Here is a 17,415-nt window from a genome sequence, read left to right on the forward strand (position 1 = left end):
TTCAAAACGCTGTCTGCGTTATGGATGGCCCCCGACTATCCGGAGTGTTCAGCGCAGCGTCACTCCGGATTGGTAGAATGATGATGAGTTTTTGAACTCATTTAAAGAGAGTCAGTTAACGTGAGTCCGGGATAGGAAACGCACAACCTGCTCGTTTGCAAAACGAGTGCATAAATCTCTGTCGTTTGTAACGCCGGTAATAGCGGCCTTTGCTTGCTTTAAGCAACATTGCGGCGTTGCAAACGCCGTTTTATGGCATCCCGATTGCAAATCGGGACGAGCCTGCGCCTTAACCCGAACTCACGTTAGTTAAGCTAAATAATAATCGAACTCAAGTTCATAGGTTTCAAAAACCGATGAGGTTTTTACTATTACTCCGCAATCGATAAGCACTGCTTTAAAATCACTTCAGCCTTCTTAATGTTGTTTTCGGCATACCCCGTGGTTCCGTATTTTACAACTCCCTTATCAATAATTAAATTGGTAGGATATGCGGAAATGTTAAACTCTTTTGCTATTTGAAAACCGGAAGGAACCTGATTATAAATAAAGGGATTGGTTTTCATAAACTCGCTTATGGTTGCTCCACTATCTAAGCAAACAGCAATAAATTCCACATTTTTATATTCCCTATACTGCTCATATAGTTGGTTCAAAAGAGGAATTTCAGCTTTACAAGGTGGGCATTTCACAAACCAGAAATTCAGTACAACAATTTTATCTTTCAGGATATCATTCCAGTAGTCTTTGCCCGTCATGTCAGTCATGTAAGGGAATTTTATTTTTTTACCGATAAAATTCCCCGGGTTACTGCCGTAGATTTGTTTATTCTCGTTATTACTCACTCTTTCCCGTCTGATTATCATATATTCATCGCTCCCGGTTTTGCTTTTTTCTAATTTATAATCACCGGTCTTTATCATTGATAACCACTTTTCATAAGGATAAACAAGGCCTGCGGAATCCTTTACCAATGATTTTTCAGATAACGGGATCCTGCTTGTTTGGCTAAGGCCTTCAACGCTTAGAAATGTGCATACAGCTATTAAAAAAACTGGCAGTTTTTTCATTTTACTTGATCAGGGTTTGTGTTTGCGTCTCCGTCCCGGCATAGGAAAGCTTTAGGTAACTTTTTTTATTGGATGGCGTGTATCTAAACGCCACATCGGTAACCAGCATACCCATGTATTTGAAATTTCGTTTCTCTACACTTTTTAACGACCAATATTTGGGGTTTACGGGATTTTCGCTTTCATAGAGCGTAATTTTACCGGCATTAACATCTTCGTTAGAGATGATGCGTATTTTAAAATCGAAGTCTTTCTTACCATCGGTATAAAAACCAAATTTGCTATCGTTTACATCATTAAAAGTCCTGATTGAGCGAAGCTCCGGCTTCGTTCAGTTACTTTTAAGCCTCCGGCTTGTTACACTACTTAATATAGAGGTTGTCTCAAAAGTCCCCTATGGTCATCCTGAGCCTGTCGAAGGATTGGTTCATTATGGCTACAGGCGCTTCCCCCGAGGCTTCGGGGTCAGCGTGACTGTAAATAGATGGTTTTACTGACTTGAGACAACCTCTACGGATGCGTTACGGATGGCATAAATACCGTTGCTATTTATCAGTTGGCAACTGCAACCGGATGTTTATTTCCGTTGTGGCAGGTAATGCATGATACCGCCATCACCGCTTCGCCTTCTTTAGATTTATGATCTTTAAAGTATTTTTTATTGATACGCATGGTCATGCGCATCATGTCGCGGGCAATTTCTTTGTGATGATTTTCATCGCTGGCAAAATCAAGATGCTTCGGATCATCTTTTTTCTGGGCGTGACAGAAATTGCATTTTACGCCTAATGCCGCTTTAAATGAATCCATCACCTTGTCTAATTCTTCATGGCTGATGTCTTTCGGAAGTACTTTGAGATTTTTTGCTTTATGCTCATCGGGTGGCGTATTGGCTGCTGCTAAAACAATAAATGCGAAAACAGCAGTTATTGCCATTAGGTAATTTTTTTTCATGATGCTCTGTTGTTGGTACGACCAATGTAGAGTTTTTGATAATTTTTTACACAAAAAATACATAATTATTTTGTTACAGTTTGGTTGCCCGTAACATTTCGCGTTTGCCGGGAGCCCCGGGAGCCTTCTCTATGCTAAAACCTAATGTTTTCATGCTCCGTTTTAAGTTTCCGGTTATGGCGTAAGTAACAAATATACCGCCGGGAATAAGGTAGCGGCAAACCTGGTGCAGCGCTTCGGTAGTCCACATTTCGGGCTGATGCAATGCCGCAAACGCGTCAAAATAAATAATGTGGAATTGTTTTTCTGATGTGAAATCCATGAGCCGGCAATGGGCAACCTCCAGCTTGCAGCTTTCGCTGCTGGTTACTTCGTGATTGAAACTATGGGGATAACTACTGATGAAATTTTGCCATAAATCAGCATTTATATAGTTATTGTATCCCGTTTCGCGGAGTATATCAACCGTTAGGGGATAGGCCTCAATACCGGTGTAATTTAACCGGATGTTGTTTTGTGCGCAATAATCGGCGCTGAGCAAAAAGTTTAAACCGGTTCCAAAGCCGACCTCAAGCACGTTTATTTCAGTAACCGGATGAAGGTTCAGGTAGTGCTGCAATCCGGATTGTAAAAACACATGGCGGCTTTCCTGCACGGCTCCATGCCTGGAATGGTAATGCTCGCCAACGGTGGGGTTGTAAAGCGTTTTGGAACCATCGGATGTAGTAACGAAGTGCATGGGCTTACTTTTCCTGCAAAGATGCGAAATATAAGATTGAGGTTAAGGATTAGGTTGAGGTTAAAGGCGTAAGGTAAAAAGTTTAAGGCGGATAATGAGAGACAAGAACATAGAGACAAGAAACAAGACAAGTAGCACAGACTAGAAGAAGGGTTAAGGATGAGGCCATATAACAATTCAACAATAAAGCAATTTAACAATCTAAAAACACAATACCTTGCGGCGAGGCCCCAACCAACTAACAACAAATCGGGCTAATGTACAGTTACAACTTTATCCAAAGGCAACCGCCAGTGCGGCGTTAAGGGCTTATCCGTATTGCGTTTTCCTAAAGCAATAACTACAGGAATTATGCCTTGCTTAAGATTCAGGATTTTTGCTACTTTAAACGGATTGAAACCTTCCATCGGGCAGGTGTCTATTCCTCTTGCCTGTGCTGCAAGCATCAGTGTTTGCGCCGCAAAAATACTGCTTTTGGTTGCCCAATGGTATAATCCCGATGCGCCTAAGGGCATTAGAATAAAATGCCTGGTAAATATTGTGAGGATAGATTTCAATACACTGAAAATCCACAGGGGAGTGAGCCGGGTAAACCAGACTATTTCCTTTTTCTTGTTGCGGTAGTATGCTTTCGCTTTTTCATTGTATAAACCGCTGTTTTCTACATAATCTATAAACAACCGGTAATGGTTGGCAAGACCTCTCCGTTTTGCAACTACTACCACAAATGCCGAAGCGGAAACAGCAGACCGCTGATTTTTGCAGCCCGCCCGCATTTGTTCGCAAATGGATTTATCTTTTATCCAGTGTAACTCGTAGGGCTGTATGTTAAAACTGGATGGCGCTAACTGGGCGGCCGCCAGAATGGCTTTCATATCCTCATCGGGAATGGGCTCACCGGTAAAGTATTTAGTAGCTCTTCTTCTGCTGTTTATGGTTTCAAATGCCTGCCAAAGTTGCTCGTCCATAATGCTGTGCAATTTTTACTACAAAATTGCCCGGACGTTTTTTAAGAGACGATAACAAAAGATAATAAATTCACTTCAACTTGCTGCGTATGCGACTTAGTGAAACAGGCGTGATGCCCAGATAGGATGCGATATAGTGCTGCGGTATGCGCTGAATAATTTGTGGTTTTTCTTTAATGAGGTTTATATACCGTTGCGTTGGGGTATCTCTTATAAATGAGAGGAAGTGTTTCATGTAATGGAACTGTCTTTCAAAAGCGATACTCAACAGGTATTCTTTTGTGTCGGGATGTTCATTAAGCTCCTTCAGGATTTTTTCCATGTCGTTTTTATGTATCCGGTAAAGTATGCAAGGCTCGATGGTTTCAATAGTGAAAAGACTTGGAATACTTTTGTTAAAACTCTCCGCGGAAGATACGGCCTCGTTCTCGAAGAAAAACTGGAAGGTAATATCCTTACCGTTATTATTGAACCAAAGCCGCAGGCAACCTTTTTCAATGATAAAAGCGTTTTTTGAAACGTCACCTTCATTCAGTAAAATGGTATGTGCAGGAACTTCTATGCGTGTATAATAACGCATGTACTCATCCCATTTATCTTTTGAAAGGGGAAACTTATCTCTGAACTGGTCAAGCATGGTTGTTTGGTGAATTATAAAGGTTTTTAATCGTTAGTTTGTTCGCTTATATCAGTTGATAAATCCAATGTTAAGAAGATTTTTTAATATAACGCAGACAGCGTTGGGCACAAACCTCATAGGTTTCTGAAACCTATGAGGTTTTTAAGCACTGCCCTGACAAAAATAAACCCGGGTGAAGCGGATACCGGCCAATGTGGCTAAGGCCCTGTGTAGTATGAGCGGAACACGGGACTATAGTTGCCGATGCATTGCTGTACTTGCTTTTCTAAAGATTTAATCTTCATTCTCGTTAAATTGTCCTTGCAGGCGCTCAAGATTGGTTATCATGGTGTTTAAACGGGTTTCTTCCTTACGGATGTAGCGGCGCATAAATACGTAGTAACAGAGTATGAACCAGGCAACGGTGAACACGATGGCGAGAACGGTTTGAAGTATGGAAACGTAAAAGAAGATTTCGATGAGGTACAACGCCAGACCGATAGAGATGAACAGCAGGTACAAACGGTATGTGCGGGTGTTGAGCATGTATCGTTTTTGCCGGTAATTTTTTAGCCAGGTAATGTATTGTGCGGGTGTATGCAACAGGGTTTCGCTGTTGTTCAGGTTGCGGTAATGCCGTACCTGGATGAATACAAAGAACAGGCAGCATACAATAAATATCATTAACGCCAGGTAAGTTGTGCCCAGGCGGAAATTGCTGATAAACAGTGTGATTGTCAGTAGGGCTACGGCTATAAGGGCCGCGGCGGCCTGCAGCAGCAGCTTGTTGGCAAATGTTTGACGGGTGTTACGGATACGTTTTAAAATGTCATCGCTGTTGACTTTTGAAAGCGTTGCCTGACCGTGCCATATATCTTTCAGTGCATCAAAATCTTTCATAACGATTATATATTTCAGTCAGTTTTTGTTTAATACGGTGTATTCTTACCCGGAGGTTGCCTTCGCTGATGCCTGATATTTCGGCAATTTCGGCGTAAGGCACTTCATCAAGCACCATGGTGATGATGATACGTTCGTTCTCTTCGAGCTGGGCAATACATTTGTACAGGAGCGCTACCTGCTCGTTTTTTTCTGAAGGCAAATCTACCTGATTTTCGATAATATTATCGGTAAGTTCGTCTTTAGGATGGCGTTTTTCGGTTCTTAGCCATGATAAGCAGGTGTTTACGGCAATGCGGTAAATCCACGTGGAAATAAGCGCCTGGTTACGGAATTTATCCAGGTTCTGCCATACCTTCATAAAGGTTTCCTGCATCAGGTCGTTCGCAGCATCTTCGTCGCCTGTGTAGCCATAGCAGAGATGGCATATTTTGCGGGAATTTTCGCTGAAAATCTTTTTAAATAATTGCTCGTTGGCCGCCATGTTCCTCTTAGATAGATAACAAAGGTAAATGTTACAAGCTAATACCGTCGGCCGAAAAACCACGAAGCTTTTGCCGGGCTTCGTCAACCAGGTTGTTGTATTCCTGGCTGAGGTCAAATTGCAAATCCTCGTGAATATGCGGCATCACTTTCCGGATTTTTTCCAACTGCCGTAAAAACAACGAACGTAAGGCTTTGCTGGTCGACCGGGTATTGGTGTACTGCATGAAATTTTTGCAAAACCAGATGGCCAGCTCGACTTCCACCTGTTTGGACGCTGTGAATTTGGTGTGTTTATTTAACTGCCGGATGATTTTCCGAAGCGATTTGGTGGCGTAATATTCGTGTTTGTTCAGGTTGGTAAATTCGGGTAGCAACGCTTCTTTTACCATCCTGGCATATTCCATGGGGTCGTCTGCATAGAACAGCAGGTAACTGGTAAGCTCTTTAATCTCTTTTTTGTATTTGGCCAATCGCAGGCATAATTCTATCAGGTAAACCGGATTTTTTTCCTTCAGTTCTTTACGGATATCGCTTAGTTTTTCAGAATACATATACTTTCGGCATTGCGACGTAAATGTAAATAATTACTTTTGGCAATTTATAAGATGTGGGTTAAGTAAAAATTCAAAAGATGAGCGTAGCGAAACCCTGAATAATTTATACATCAGTTAACATAATCATAGTAAGTAAAGCAATTAATTGAAATGAGCGACAGAGGTAAACGCATATTCCTGGCATTAAGTATAGCTATCCCGTTTTTGCTGTACAGCGTATATTATTATGGTATGGTATTGAAAAATGCGCCTTTCCGTTCAAAAGATTTTCAGTCGGTAACGCTGAAATATGGGTTGGGGGATAGCCTGGTTAATCAGTACAACTCGTCGACAGGCGAGTTCCGGTATCTGAACAAGCGTGATTCGCTGGTAACCATTCACGTCAGGCTGAATAAGGACGATATGCTGTACCTGCATCATAAAGCTGCCGAGCTGGGCTTCTGGGATTTCCCTGAACATCTTTCCGGCACCTCCAAGGACCCTAAAACCCCGCATTATTACCTGGAATATAAATACAGGGAAAAAACAAAACGTGTTTATTTCGACCTGGATTATAATGGAAATCCAAAGTTATACGACGCAGCCAAGCAGTTAATTAACGAGGTGAACAAGGTAATTAATGATGCCGCCGACCGGCAGAACGCTTACCGGTAAGCCCACCCCGGCCCTCCCAAAGGGAGGGAGTAAGCTTTCGATCTTTCTAACTTCCGGACCATGAACTATGAACCATCAGCGAGTATGCTTTCGGACTTTCCCAACTTTCGGACTATGAGCTATGAACCATTAGCTATTAGCCATCAGCTTTCCACCTCATCTTTTATTTGCACAGAATTATTATTTGTTTTAGTTTTGTGTGTGCGCACACATGGCGCTCATTTTAAAATAGAACAGAATAATGCCACGATTAAATCTCTTAGAAGAAACCCGCTTTGAAAAACTACCGGTATCTGTATTTCCTGATGAAAACACCGCATCCAGGCATGTTGCCCAACGCATTGCCAATCTCATTAAAGAGAAACAAGCTAACGGACAACAGGCTGTACTCGGATTGGCTACCGGCGCAACGCCTGTAAAAGTTTATGCAGAACTGGTGCGTATGCACAGGGAAGAAGGTTTAAGCTTTAAGAACGTGGTAACGTTTAACCTGGATGAGTATTATCCGATGGAGCCTACTGCCGCCCAGAGTTATGTAACATTCATGAAAGAACAACTGTTTAATCATGTGGATATCGACATGAACAATGTAAATATCCCTGATGGAACATTACCGCTTGATAAGGTCGCTGAATATTGCCTGAACTACGAACAAAAGATTATTGCCAGCGGTGGACTTGATTTGCAAATCCTGGGTATCGGGCGTACGGGTCACATTGGTTTTAATGAGCCCGGGTCGGCGCCTAATTCCGGAACACGGCTGGTTACGCTTAATGATTTGACCCGTCGGGATGCTTCACGCGATTTTGGTGGGAAGAACAATGTGCCGGTTAAAGCCATTACGATGGGTATCGGTACTATTTTCCAGGCACGCGATATTATCCTGATGGCCTGGAATAAAAAGAAAGCTTCTATTATTAAAAAGGCCGTTGAAGGCGAAATATCATCTGATGTTCCGGCCACTTACCTGCAATTATCCGATAAGGTAGAGTTTATTCTGGACGAAGAAGCGGCGTCTGAACTTACCCGTTTTGATACACCCTGGCTGGTTAAAGATTGTGTATGGGATGGTCAGATGACCAAAAAAGCTGTAATCTGGCTGGCTAATAAACTGAATAAGCCGATCCTGAAATTAACGCTTGAGGATTATAACAGCAACGGCATGGCTCAACTGGCTACCGAGTTCGGACCGGTTTACGATATTAATATTGATGTATTCAATAAAATTCAGCATACCATAACCGGTTGGCCCGGAGGTAAGCCCAATGCCGATGACAGTCAACGGCCGGAGCGTGCTTTGCCCGCTAAGAAAAGGTCAATCATATTTTCTCCGCATCCTGATGATGATGTGATCTCGATGGGAGGGACGTTTATCCGTTTGGCAGACCAGGGTCATGAAGTTCATGTAGCTTACCAAACGTCAGGAAACACTGCTGTTTGGGATGAGGATGCCCTGCGGTTTGTAGAATTTGCCATTGATTTCGGTAAATCGCAAAACCAGGATGTGCAGGAGATGGAAAACCTGTACCAATCGATGCGTGAGTTTCTGAAAGATAAAAAACCGAACCAGGCCGATACCTTGGAAATTCGCACGGTAAAAGGATTGATCCGTAAAGGTGAGGCCATTGCAGGAGCCCGTTTTGCCGGCTTACCTGATGAACATATTCATTTTATGGACCTGCCTTTTTACGACAAAGGAAAAGTACAGAAAGTGGTGGATTACGAGGATGATATTGTACAAACCATGGAGCTGCTGAAAAAGGTGAAGCCGCACCAGGTTTTTGCCGCCGGCGATTTTGCCGATCCGCATGGAACGCACAAAGTTTGCTTCGATATTATTCTACAGGCCCTAACCCGTTTACGGGAAACTGAAGATTGGGTTGCCGACTGCTGGCTGTGGCTGTACCGTGGAGCATGGCATGAGTTTGAAATATACGAAATAGAAATGGCAGTTCCGCTATCTCCGCAGGAAGTGGAACGCAAACGACTGGCTATCTTCAAGCACCAGTCGCAAAAAGACAGGCCGGTATTTCCGGGCGATGATGCCCGCGAATTCTGGGTTAGAGCCGAAGACCGTACCAGCGAAACCGCCAGGGCATATAACCAGCTTGGTTTTGCCGAGTACGAGGCCATAGAAGCTTTTGTTAGGTGGAAGTTTGATTAAGCCGGGAACTTATGGAGCGTTGCCGGGGTATTTTAAGGTTAGTACCTGGCAGCGTCATCCCGGCAAAATTCATCTTTCTGCCTGTCCGGAGAAACGGATGGGTAAAGCTCGTGGGAAACTATTGAAAGCATAAAGATTAAAATCAGCGTGCAGAGTACTGCCCTGACCAAAATAAACCCGATTGCAGTGGATACCGGCCTGTGCGTAATGCCCTGCGAGGTATCGGGGCAGGGTTGCAGGCGTATGAACGAAAAGCGGGACCGTCTGAACCCAGGCTGCATTGGCTTTGCTTTTCAAAAACAAGTGTACTTTTGCCTGCGCATATATTGCGCTATAGCATTAATATCTCTGGCATCCTGGTTTTCTAAACAGGAGCGGTGCACAAACCGGGCAGCTCTGCTGTGGCAATGACATGGCCTTCCATCTGTTTTTTTACTTCGCCGGGCTCTGAATCGGGGGCAAGATCCAGCACAGTATCCAGCGCATACAAGCGGAACCAATAATGATGAGCGCCTTTAAAATACCGGGGACAGGGCCCCTCGTAACCGAATGTATGGTTATTGCAGAGCCCTTCGGTGCCTCCCGGGGGAATGCTCCGCTCGGCAACATATAGCGTTGAGGGCGGAATGTTGAATACATGCCAGTGTATCCACGGCGCCGGCGAGGCGTCGATATCTTCCAGGAACAGCACAAGGCTTTCTGCCTGCTCGGGAATATCTTCGAAATACAGCGGCGGATTAACATTTGCCCCCAGGCAGGTATAGGCTAAGGGGATCTCTTGGTTGGACTTAAATGCGCTTTTGATGATCATAATCAGTAAAATCAGAGGATTAAAACCCGGTATTTGCAGGCGCCGTAAAATTGCCAGTAAAGCGATAAAAACGGAATTACCAGCGATGTAAGCATCATTTCGGCTACATGGTTTGTTGCATGAGAGGTAGCGCTCAGGCGTTTTTTACTGAATATAAGCGCCAGCGCCAGCCAGCCGCCGGCGAATGCCAGTGCCAGCCAGGTTTGCCTGAACATGAGTGCCGGAATAATGCCTGCGAATAGCAATACCATAGCATAATAATTCCATAGAGGCCGCGGCCGGATGCGTTGTTTATATAAGCCCGGATATTTTTTGTACAGCAGTGCGTTGAAAATGCCTTTTTTCTGTTCCCGGATGCTTACGCCCCATTGCGCTTTACGGGCGGGGTGCACTACTGTTGCGGGTGTGGAATGAATGGGTATGTTATGTTCAAGAAATTTAAAATGCAGGTCGCTGTCTTCACGCCAGGCCATCCTGAACCGCTCATCAAATCCGCCTACCTTTAATAGGGCTTTTTTGGTACAGGCACAGTTTGCGGTTACAAACTCGGCGGTTTCCAGGTTGGCTATATTTTGTTCATAGTCGGTTGGGGGTGACGATAAAGGTACTACAACCGGCCCGGTATAGGCTATTTCGTCTTCATCCTGGTAGTATTGCCAGAGGGTTTGCAGCCAGTTGCTGTCTGGAATGCAATCGTCGTCTGTAAAAGCAATAAGCCGGCCCTTAGCTTCCAGCCAGCCGCGGTTCCGGGCGGCTGCGGGCCCTTTTTTTACGGCGGTTGGCAAAAGTTTGACTTCCGGATATTCTGCCAGTATCTCGGCGGTAGTTTCGTCCGGCCCATCGCTGACTACGATGACTTCGTACGCGTTTTTATGAAAAGTCTGGCGACGTAATGCTTCCATACAATTAACCAGCAGACCTGGTCTGCGATAGGTTGGAATAACAACTGATATTTTTACTTCCATTGTTTTTCAATTAAGTAAGAACCAATGATGAGTGCGTCAAATGGTGATGTCCAGAAACATTCAATAGCATCGCGGGGCGAGCATACTACGGGTTTTCCCAAGGTGTTGAATGACGTGTTTACCAGTACCGGAACGCCTGTACGCTTTTTAAATGCCTGCAACAAATCATAATACTGCGGGTGCTGATTGCGGTTTACCGTTTGAATACGGGCGGTTCCGTCAACATGCCGTACGGCTGGGATTTTATCTGCTTTATCGGGCTGTACGTCGTAAATAAAGAGCATATAGGGCGAATATTTTGCATTCACAAACCATTCGGTTGCATCTTCTTCTAACACAACAGGTGCAACCGGCCTGAAATCTTCGCGGTCTTTTACTTCGTTCAGCCTGGCCTGCATGCCGGGATTGATAGGCGATGCCAGTATAGAGCGGCTGCCGAGTGCCCGGGGGCCAAATTCCATACGGCCCTGGAACCAGCCAATGATTTTATCCTGTGCCAGTATTTCTGCGGTTTCTTCGGCTACGTTGGTTAATTTCCTGTAAGGAACTTTTGCCCAGCGGATAAATTTTTCAATTTCCTGGTCGCTGTAATCCGGGCCCCAGTAGGCGTGCTGCATTTCAAAATCTTTGGTGATGCTTTTGTGTTCTTTGGCGTCTATCCAGATAGCTGCACCGAGCGCTGTTCCGGCATCACCAGCGGCAGGCTGAACCCACACATTTTTGAACGGCCCTTTGTCGCGGATACGGGCATTTAATACACAGTTGAGCGCCACACCTCCGGCCAGGCAGAGATTTTCTTCTTTGGTTTCGCGGTACAGCCAATCGATCAGCTCCAATACAGTTTCTTCGAGTACAAACTGCAGCGAACGGGCTATGTTAAAATGATGTTTGGTAAATTCCTGGTGCCGGAGCCGGGCCGGGCCGAAACGTTCTTCGAATCGTTCATCTTCAATGGTGTATTGTCCGTTTGCGCCGAGATGTATCATTTCCCTGAAATCTTTTACGAATTCCGGCTCGCCATAAGAAGCCAAAGCCATTACCTTATATTCGTCGGAAGAATGCAGAAAGCCGAGATAGGATGTGATTCGCTCATACAGTAAACCGAGCGAATGGGGCATGTCTACCTGGCCAAGGCGAAACAGGTCGGTGTTTTTACCCACATTATACGTGGTGGTGGCTTTTTCCCCGCGTCCGTCGAGGGTAAGCACTGCCGCGTCCGTGAATGGCGATGGGTGAAAGGCGCTTGCCGCATGGCAGAGATGATGCTCGACATAATGCCAGGTTGCCCGTAGCGGCCCGGCGCCGATAAACCGTTTTTGTAAATGATGCGGATAGCCATCGACCAGTTGCCGTGGTGCATTGACTATGGATGACAGAAACAATGGATCCCAGGGATTGAGCCATTGCCCCGGTGTGGGTTCTGCGCCTTGTACCAGCGGAATTTCAATGCTGGATTGATGCATGTATTTTTCGCCCAGTAACAAATAGGGATCAAACGAATAGGCCACATGATCTACATCATTTAAGTGGATACCGGCAACTTCCAGGCAATAGTTGATGGCGTGAAAAGGTAGCTCCCACGTAGAGAAAGGGACAGGACGTTTCCCATGCTTGATGTGTGTAAACCGCTCATCTTCGGCAGCCGCCAGCAATAATCCATCTTTGAAGATACAGGCAGCAGAATCATGAAAGGCGGCATTAATTCCAAGGGTATACATAGGCAAAAGGGTAGATGTAGGGTAGCGTAGTAATGGTTTAATAGCGCATAAATGCGGCGATCCGGGTATCGGAAGGCATTTTTTCTTTTTCGAGAATGTGTACTTCGCCGCCATTCATGATGGTTTTTACGGCTGCTTTATTGATCAGGCAGCTATCGTTAGCTTCTTTCTGATCGTGAATGGTGAGTGTATTGCTTACCTCGTTAAAGTGACCCCAGATGTGCTCGTCTTTTTGAACGAACAGGTCTGAAACTTTGCCATAATAAGCCGCGGGAATAACATCCTGTGGTAAATACGATGATAACCCGGATGCGGTTTGATCGTAAAAATTTTTTAATGCCTTGCGGGTGGGCTCGTAAAAATAGGCAGCCAGTTTTTCTTTTGCGAGGTTATAAAGTGTTGCCACCGGCTCATATTCATAGTTTCCCGGCAGGCTTTCGCCGGTGATGTACTTGTAATGGGATATTTGTCTGTAATGCGCTATAATATAATCAACGCCGGCAAGCATAAGTGGGATATTCGAGGTGGACAGCACTTCAGTCCACAGTGTTTGGTCAACTTCTTTAAGGTACTGAAGCAGGTACATCGTGTCGTCGGCTACACCGGCTCCGTGCCCATGAAAGCTTGTTCCGGAAACGGCGTTTCTTCCGGTACCTGCGCCGGCCCGTCGCATTAATTGCTTACCGCCTTTTTCCTCGTAATGTATAACATCATCCATACCATTGGGCAATTCGTCCACTTCAATTTTTTGTATGGTGAAGTTATCACCTTTGTAAAGTGTGGCATCGTGACGGCTCAGAACCAGCAAATAAAAAGTTACCGGGGATTTTATATTCAGTAGCGGCATGATATAAAAGGAGTTATTGATATATAATTCTTCTTTCGGGCTTACCGGCAGTTGAATATACCTGAAGAAATTTTCGGAAACGAAAGCAGCCAGGCCATCTGACTGGGTATTCCAAAAGCTGCGTTCATTGACCAGATCGAATCCTTTTTCCAGCAGGGCATTTACTTCTGCCTGGCTTTTTCCCCTGGCAGTAAGTGTTTTTGCTGCCTGCTGCAAGTTACTTTTGAGCAAAATAGCATCGTGCATCTCATTGACCTCTACCCCGGAGCGGTGCGTCGGGATAAAAATTGAAATACACGTACCGGTTTCATGACCGGCCAGTTCTTTCAGGGTTTCTACTGATATTTCTTCCATCGTGTCCATCATGTTTTAACTGTTGGATTAATCTTCATGTTTACTATCAGGTCTGTTTACGTGCCGGGTATGCACATTAGAAGCGGGTTCATCGTTGCCGGAAGTGTATTTCTCACGTATCCCGTTATAGCTTTCGGGACTGTTTACGCCAAAAGCATCGTTTAAACCTGCTCCTTCTTTTCCGTTACCGGAAGGCTTCCCCTTTGGGGCAGCAAACTTTGCGTTTTTGCTTTTTGACATAGGTATAAAAATTAATGGTTTCAGTCAGGCCGGTCAGCAAATCTTGTATCTGCTCCGGCATTGTTTCTTGTGCTTAAAAAGAACTGGCAGATAATTAAAAAAGTTTAATGTTTTGTCAGAATTGTGGTTTATACTGTGGGGTAGTATAAATACGCATGCTTGTATGTGGTAAATGCTTTTTAAGCTTAAAAAGATTTTGTAATAAACAGAATCTGTATATCTTTGCACCGTGGTCGGAAAATTGTATCTGATGCTATTAAAATGGCTCTCAGATACTCGTAAACGGGATAATACGGTTCAATTTCTGACAAGAATAACCGGATAGAATTCCTCAGTAGCTCAGCCGGTTTCCCGAAGTTTCGGGACGCAGGTGCGGGATTAATCAGAGGAGGTGTTGGTAGAGACCATAACCTTAGGAATAAAATAAACAACCGGATAGAATCCTCAGTAGCTCAGCCGGTTAGAGCATCTGACTGTTAATCAGAGGGTCGCTGGTTCGAGCCCAGCCTGAGGAGCGAAGCCCCGCCAGATATAGCGGGGCTTTTTATTACCAAGGGAATCTGAGCCTAATTACTTTGCGAATTTCTTGGCAATATTCAGGTTATTGACGCTTAGATTGGCTACGTACAAGCCGGATGCAAGACTAACCGGTAAGCTGATCTGATTAGAGCCGGTTATCAGTTGCACGCTCTTTTTTATGATGGTGCGTCCATGCAGGTCAAGTATTCTAACCTGGGCAGGTTGCGCTGAAAGCGAATAGATGTCCAGCTTTACGGAAGTCTCGGAGGTGTAAACCCGTAAGCCGGATTGATTCTCGGCTAATGTAACGTTAACAGCTATGGCATCGTATGTTTTAGAGTTACCGTTGTAATCTACCTGTTGCAGCTGGTAGTAATTTAAACCCGGTGTGGCATTTGCATCATTGAATGTATAATTCTTTATTTCTGACGAGTTGTTACCGCCTTCAATTTGCCCGATTTTGATAAAATCTTTTCCATTAGTGGAATGCAGAATATTAAAATGAGAATTGTTCTGTTCTGAAGCGGTTTGCCAGCTAAGTTGTACGCCGTTGTTTGTGGCTTTACCTGTGAAAGAGGTTAACGACACCGGTAGGGTAACAATATCTGTTAAATCGGTGACAATTACATTATCTATATTTAACGTGGTGGTAGATGGATTATTTGTATCAAATGCCAACCGAAACGTCTTTAAGCCGCTGTTTGCCCCTGATGCGTGGGCTGGAATACCGGAAGCAATTCTGCTTGTTCCAACCCAAATATCCGCCTGGTTATCTGCCAGCACCGGATGTGTTCCGTCGGGCGCCGGATAGTTGACAGCCTGTCCTTTTTTGTTTATAAACCATTTTATGGTTTGCATGCCCGAAAACTCACTGCTTGTTACCGGGGTATTTTCATTGGCCGTTATTGTAAAGTTTCCGTTAGCCGTGGTATTAATGTAAAAATACTGGTTTACAACAGAACCGCTAAGATTAGGAAGTGTAAGCCCATTATTGAGGCCCGCACCCATGCATAATATAGCTGCCTGGCTTTGAGCGCTGGTATTTACTCCGCTTGTTACACCCATGTCTATAGAGAACTGCACAAATGTTTGGGTTGCTGTTGGAAGCGCTGTTGAACGGCTAAAACCTGCCTGCTGAGTGCTGTTGGTTCTTGTAAAAACCACCTGGTTGTCAACCGGGCTGGGGTTGACATTAACAATGTCAACTGTTGTACCACTACCGGTTCCAACGCCAAAGCCATTAAATTGGTTATCTCCGCTACCTTTATAATCATCTACTGTTGTCGATGAATTAAAATCCTGTGAGAATAGTACAGTTTGTGCCTGTAAGCCTGCCGAAATGAGCAATATGGCAGCGTTGCTTAATAGTAACTTTTTTTTCATGGTTAATTTATTTAGGTTAAAAAATAGGATGTTGTTAAATCTGGTGTTATTGCTTAATGGTCCATTCTTTGGGAGCCACAAAGCCTTTCCGTCCCTGGCCAAAAGGCGGGGCTTTGACCGGTGACTTAATGGCGTTATACCTTTGAAGCTCTTCTTTCAAATCGTGGTATTCCTTACTGTTGGCACTCCGAACGTTAGTTTTTTCTGTGGGATCTGCGGCGATATTAAAAAGCTGGTCGTCCGTTATTTTCATGTTTGATTCGGCCCTGGATGCATCTATTAGCTTCCAGTAATTATTAACAATGGCTCCAAAACCAAGGTACATGACCCTGTCGATATATTCCGTTTTTCCGGCTAAGACCGGCAGCATACTGATGCCGTCAAAGGCATTTTTAGGTTTTGATGTTACCCCGGCTATATCAAGCAGGGTGGGCATAACATCAATATACCCCATTACCTGGTTGCTCATTCTGCCGCCTGCAAACCCCGCAGGCCATTTGATAATTGCCGGTGCTCTTACGCCGCCTTCCCATTCGGAGCCTTTGTGACCTCTTAACTCGCCGCTTGATCCTCCTTCATTCAATGCCGGGCCGTTATCACTTTGGAAAAGCACCAGTGTATTTTCTTCGATATGGAGCTCCTTCAGCGCTTTTAAAACCCGGCCGATATTCTCATCCATATTGGATACCATAGCTGAGTAAGTCTGACGCCGGGTATTCCCGCGGCCCTGTACACCTTCTTTTCCGTTTATTGTAAAAGAGGGCTGGGATTCATCATAACCATATTTCAGCAAATCTTCTTTTTTTGCCTGCAACGGACTATGCGGAGCGTTGAACGCCAGGTATATCAGGAACGGCGATTCCTTGTAGTACTTTTTGATATCCTTTATTGCCTCGTCTGCCAGAAGGTCTGTGGAATATCCCTTATCATAGCACGGTTTAAAATCATTGTGCCAGTCTAATTCACCTTCACGTTCATGGGTGAAATAATCGATGTTACCATTTAAAAGGCCATAAAAATGGGTAAAGCCCCGGTTCAAAGGATGATACTTTAAAGAAGCGTGACCCAGGTGCCATTTTCCGATAATGGCCCTGTTTTTATAACCGGCTTCTGCCAGGGCCTGGGGCAGAAAAACCTCGTCAGTGTCTATGCCAAATTCAGACCAGGGCGGTATAACCGTTCTTAGTCCAACACGATCGGGATAACGCCCTGTAAGCAGTCCAGCCCGGCTTGGCGAGCAAACAGCAGCTGTGTAGAACCGGTTTAGCTCAATGCCTTCTTTGGCCAGCCGGTCTATGTTAGGCGTTTTAATTTCGCTGCCATGATACCCTACATCGCCCCAACCCAGATCATCGGCAAGAATGATGATGATATTGGGCTTTTGATGCGTTTGTGCTACGGCAGGGTAGGCTGCAAGCGATACGCAGGCTACGGTCAGGCTGACAATGATACGGTAGATCAATTTCATGA

At 44.7% G+C, this 17,415-nt stretch carries 17 protein-coding genes and 1 tRNA gene; 3 read left to right on the forward strand and 15 right to left on the reverse strand.

Annotated features, from left to right (window positions below):
• Positions 1–371 precede the first annotated feature (371 nt).
• The 8 genes from FW774_RS13920 to FW774_RS13955 all read right to left on the reverse strand — a co-directional run bounded on the left by FW774_RS13920 (position 372) and on the right by FW774_RS13955 (position 6,287).
• Complete coding sequence (locus FW774_RS13920) at positions 372–1,070, reverse strand: TlpA family protein disulfide reductase (RefSeq protein ID WP_149348816.1); 699 nt, start codon at positions 1,068–1,070, stop codon at positions 372–374.
• Between the two features lie 552 nt (positions 1,071–1,622).
• The gene (locus tag FW774_RS13925) at positions 1,623–2,024 is read right to left on the reverse strand and encodes a c-type cytochrome (protein WP_149348817.1); all 402 of its coding nucleotides are present in this window, start codon (positions 2,022–2,024) and stop codon (positions 1,623–1,625) included.
• Between the two features lie 73 nt (positions 2,025–2,097).
• The gene (gene mnmD / locus FW774_RS13930) at positions 2,098–2,763 is read right to left on the reverse strand and encodes a tRNA (5-methylaminomethyl-2-thiouridine)(34)-methyltransferase MnmD (protein WP_149348818.1); all 666 of its coding nucleotides are present in this window, start codon (positions 2,761–2,763) and stop codon (positions 2,098–2,100) included.
• A 254-nt stretch (positions 2,764–3,017) separates the two neighbouring features.
• Positions 3,018–3,731: a nitroreductase family protein gene (locus FW774_RS13935; RefSeq protein WP_149348819.1), complete on the reverse strand. Its 714-nt coding sequence runs from the start codon at positions 3,729–3,731 to the stop codon at positions 3,018–3,020.
• A 70-nt stretch (positions 3,732–3,801) separates the two neighbouring features.
• The gene (locus FW774_RS13940; protein ID WP_149348820.1) at positions 3,802–4,368 is read right to left on the reverse strand and encodes a Crp/Fnr family transcriptional regulator; all 567 of its coding nucleotides are present in this window, start codon (positions 4,366–4,368) and stop codon (positions 3,802–3,804) included.
• Positions 4,369–4,644: 276 nt separating this feature from the next.
• Entirely contained in the window at positions 4,645–5,250 is a 606-nt protein-coding gene (locus FW774_RS13945; protein WP_149348821.1) for a hypothetical protein, read from the reverse strand.
• On the reverse strand, positions 5,237–5,734 hold the full coding sequence (locus FW774_RS13950; RefSeq protein WP_149348822.1) for an RNA polymerase sigma factor: 498 nt from the start codon (positions 5,732–5,734) through the stop codon (positions 5,237–5,239). The genes FW774_RS13945 and FW774_RS13950 overlap by 14 nt, the downstream gene beginning before the upstream one ends.
• 31 nt (positions 5,735–5,765) lie before the next feature.
• Complete coding sequence (locus FW774_RS13955) at positions 5,766–6,287, reverse strand: hypothetical protein (RefSeq protein ID WP_149348823.1); 522 nt, start codon at positions 6,285–6,287, stop codon at positions 5,766–5,768.
• Positions 6,288–6,440: 153 nt separating this feature from the next.
• Here FW774_RS13955 and FW774_RS13960 point away from each other — a divergent pair, with 153 nt between their 5' ends.
• Both FW774_RS13960 and nagB read left to right on the forward strand, forming a co-directional pair.
• Positions 6,441–6,944, forward strand: a complete 504-nt coding sequence (locus FW774_RS13960) for a hypothetical protein (protein ID WP_149348824.1) — start codon at positions 6,441–6,443, stop codon at positions 6,942–6,944.
• A gap of 241 nt (positions 6,945–7,185) precedes the next feature.
• Positions 7,186–9,108 carry a glucosamine-6-phosphate deaminase gene (gene nagB / locus FW774_RS13965; protein WP_149348825.1) on the forward strand — a complete coding sequence of 641 codons (1,923 nt, stop codon included), beginning with the start codon at positions 7,186–7,188 and terminating at the stop codon, positions 9,106–9,108.
• A gap of 364 nt (positions 9,109–9,472) precedes the next feature.
• Here nagB and FW774_RS13970 read toward each other — a convergent pair whose 3' ends face one another.
• Genes FW774_RS13970 through FW774_RS13990 form a run of 5 tightly spaced genes read right to left on the reverse strand, consistent with a single transcriptional unit; the run spans position 9,473 to position 14,043 of the window.
• Positions 9,473–9,919 carry a YbhB/YbcL family Raf kinase inhibitor-like protein gene (locus tag FW774_RS13970; protein WP_149348826.1) on the reverse strand — a complete coding sequence of 149 codons (447 nt, stop codon included), beginning with the start codon at positions 9,917–9,919 and terminating at the stop codon, positions 9,473–9,475.
• Between the two features lie 11 nt (positions 9,920–9,930).
• Positions 9,931–10,884: a glycosyltransferase family 2 protein gene (locus tag FW774_RS13975; RefSeq protein ID WP_149348827.1), complete on the reverse strand. Its 954-nt coding sequence runs from the start codon at positions 10,882–10,884 to the stop codon at positions 9,931–9,933.
• Positions 10,875–12,602, reverse strand: coding sequence for a carbamoyltransferase (locus FW774_RS13980; RefSeq protein WP_149348828.1), 1,728 nt, complete (start codon positions 12,600–12,602; stop codon positions 10,875–10,877). The genes FW774_RS13975 and FW774_RS13980 overlap by 10 nt, the downstream gene beginning before the upstream one ends.
• 37 nt (positions 12,603–12,639) lie before the next feature.
• A complete protein-coding gene (locus tag FW774_RS13985; protein ID WP_149348829.1) occupies positions 12,640–13,803 on the reverse strand; it encodes a hypothetical protein in 1,164 nt (387 codons plus the stop codon).
• 27 nt (positions 13,804–13,830) lie between these two features.
• Positions 13,831–14,043 carry a hypothetical protein gene (locus FW774_RS13990; RefSeq protein WP_149348830.1) on the reverse strand — a complete coding sequence of 71 codons (213 nt, stop codon included), beginning with the start codon at positions 14,041–14,043 and terminating at the stop codon, positions 13,831–13,833.
• A gap of 441 nt (positions 14,044–14,484) precedes the next feature.
• On the opposite strand from FW774_RS13990, the gene FW774_RS13995 reads away from it, so the two are divergent.
• Positions 14,485–14,558, forward strand: a tRNA-Asn gene (locus FW774_RS13995).
• A 55-nt stretch (positions 14,559–14,613) separates the two neighbouring features.
• Here FW774_RS13995 and FW774_RS14000 read toward each other — a convergent pair.
• A complete protein-coding gene (locus FW774_RS14000; RefSeq protein ID WP_149348831.1) occupies positions 14,614–15,945 on the reverse strand; it encodes a T9SS type A sorting domain-containing protein in 1,332 nt (443 codons plus the stop codon).
• Between the two features lie 46 nt (positions 15,946–15,991).
• Entirely contained in the window at positions 15,992–17,413 is a 1,422-nt protein-coding gene (locus FW774_RS14005) for a sulfatase-like hydrolase/transferase (protein ID WP_149348832.1), read from the reverse strand.
• Positions 17,414–17,415 lie beyond the last annotated feature (2 nt).

Source organism: Pedobacter sp. BS3 (genome assembly GCF_008274585.1).
In the GTDB taxonomy this organism is placed as follows: Bacteria; Bacteroidota; Bacteroidia; order Sphingobacteriales; family Sphingobacteriaceae; genus Hufsiella_A.

Coding starts and splice junctions, on each gene's coding strand:
- FW774_RS13920 (WP_149348816.1), bottom strand. CDS start 1,070: ATGAAAAAACTGCCAGTTTTTTTAATAGCTGTATGCACATTTCTAAGC.
- FW774_RS13925 (WP_149348817.1), bottom strand. CDS start 2,024: ATGAAAAAAAATTACCTAATGGCAATAACTGCTGTTTTCGCATTTATT.
- mnmD (WP_149348818.1), bottom strand. CDS start 2,763: ATGCACTTCGTTACTACATCCGATGGTTCCAAAACGCTTTACAACCCC.
- FW774_RS13935 (WP_149348819.1), bottom strand. CDS start 3,731: ATGGACGAGCAACTTTGGCAGGCATTTGAAACCATAAACAGCAGAAGA.
- FW774_RS13940 (WP_149348820.1), bottom strand. CDS start 4,368: ATGCTTGACCAGTTCAGAGATAAGTTTCCCCTTTCAAAAGATAAATGG.
- FW774_RS13945 (WP_149348821.1), bottom strand. CDS start 5,250: ATGAAAGATTTTGATGCACTGAAAGATATATGGCACGGTCAGGCAACG.
- FW774_RS13950 (WP_149348822.1), bottom strand. CDS start 5,734: ATGGCGGCCAACGAGCAATTATTTAAAAAGATTTTCAGCGAAAATTCC.
- FW774_RS13955 (WP_149348823.1), bottom strand. CDS start 6,287: ATGTATTCTGAAAAACTAAGCGATATCCGTAAAGAACTGAAGGAAAAA.
- FW774_RS13960 (WP_149348824.1), top strand. CDS start 6,441: ATGAGCGACAGAGGTAAACGCATATTCCTGGCATTAAGTATAGCTATC.
- nagB (WP_149348825.1), top strand. CDS start 7,186: ATGCCACGATTAAATCTCTTAGAAGAAACCCGCTTTGAAAAACTACCG.
- FW774_RS13970 (WP_149348826.1), bottom strand. CDS start 9,919: ATGATCATCAAAAGCGCATTTAAGTCCAACCAAGAGATCCCCTTAGCC.
- FW774_RS13975 (WP_149348827.1), bottom strand. CDS start 10,884: ATGGAAGTAAAAATATCAGTTGTTATTCCAACCTATCGCAGACCAGGT.
- FW774_RS13980 (WP_149348828.1), bottom strand. CDS start 12,602: ATGTATACCCTTGGAATTAATGCCGCCTTTCATGATTCTGCTGCCTGT.
- FW774_RS13985 (WP_149348829.1), bottom strand. CDS start 13,803: ATGGAAGAAATATCAGTAGAAACCCTGAAAGAACTGGCCGGTCATGAA.
- FW774_RS13990 (WP_149348830.1), bottom strand. CDS start 14,043: ATGTCAAAAAGCAAAAACGCAAAGTTTGCTGCCCCAAAGGGGAAGCCT.
- FW774_RS14000 (WP_149348831.1), bottom strand. CDS start 15,945: ATGAAAAAAAAGTTACTATTAAGCAACGCTGCCATATTGCTCATTTCG.
- FW774_RS14005 (WP_149348832.1), bottom strand. CDS start 17,413: ATGAAATTGATCTACCGTATCATTGTCAGCCTGACCGTAGCCTGCGTA.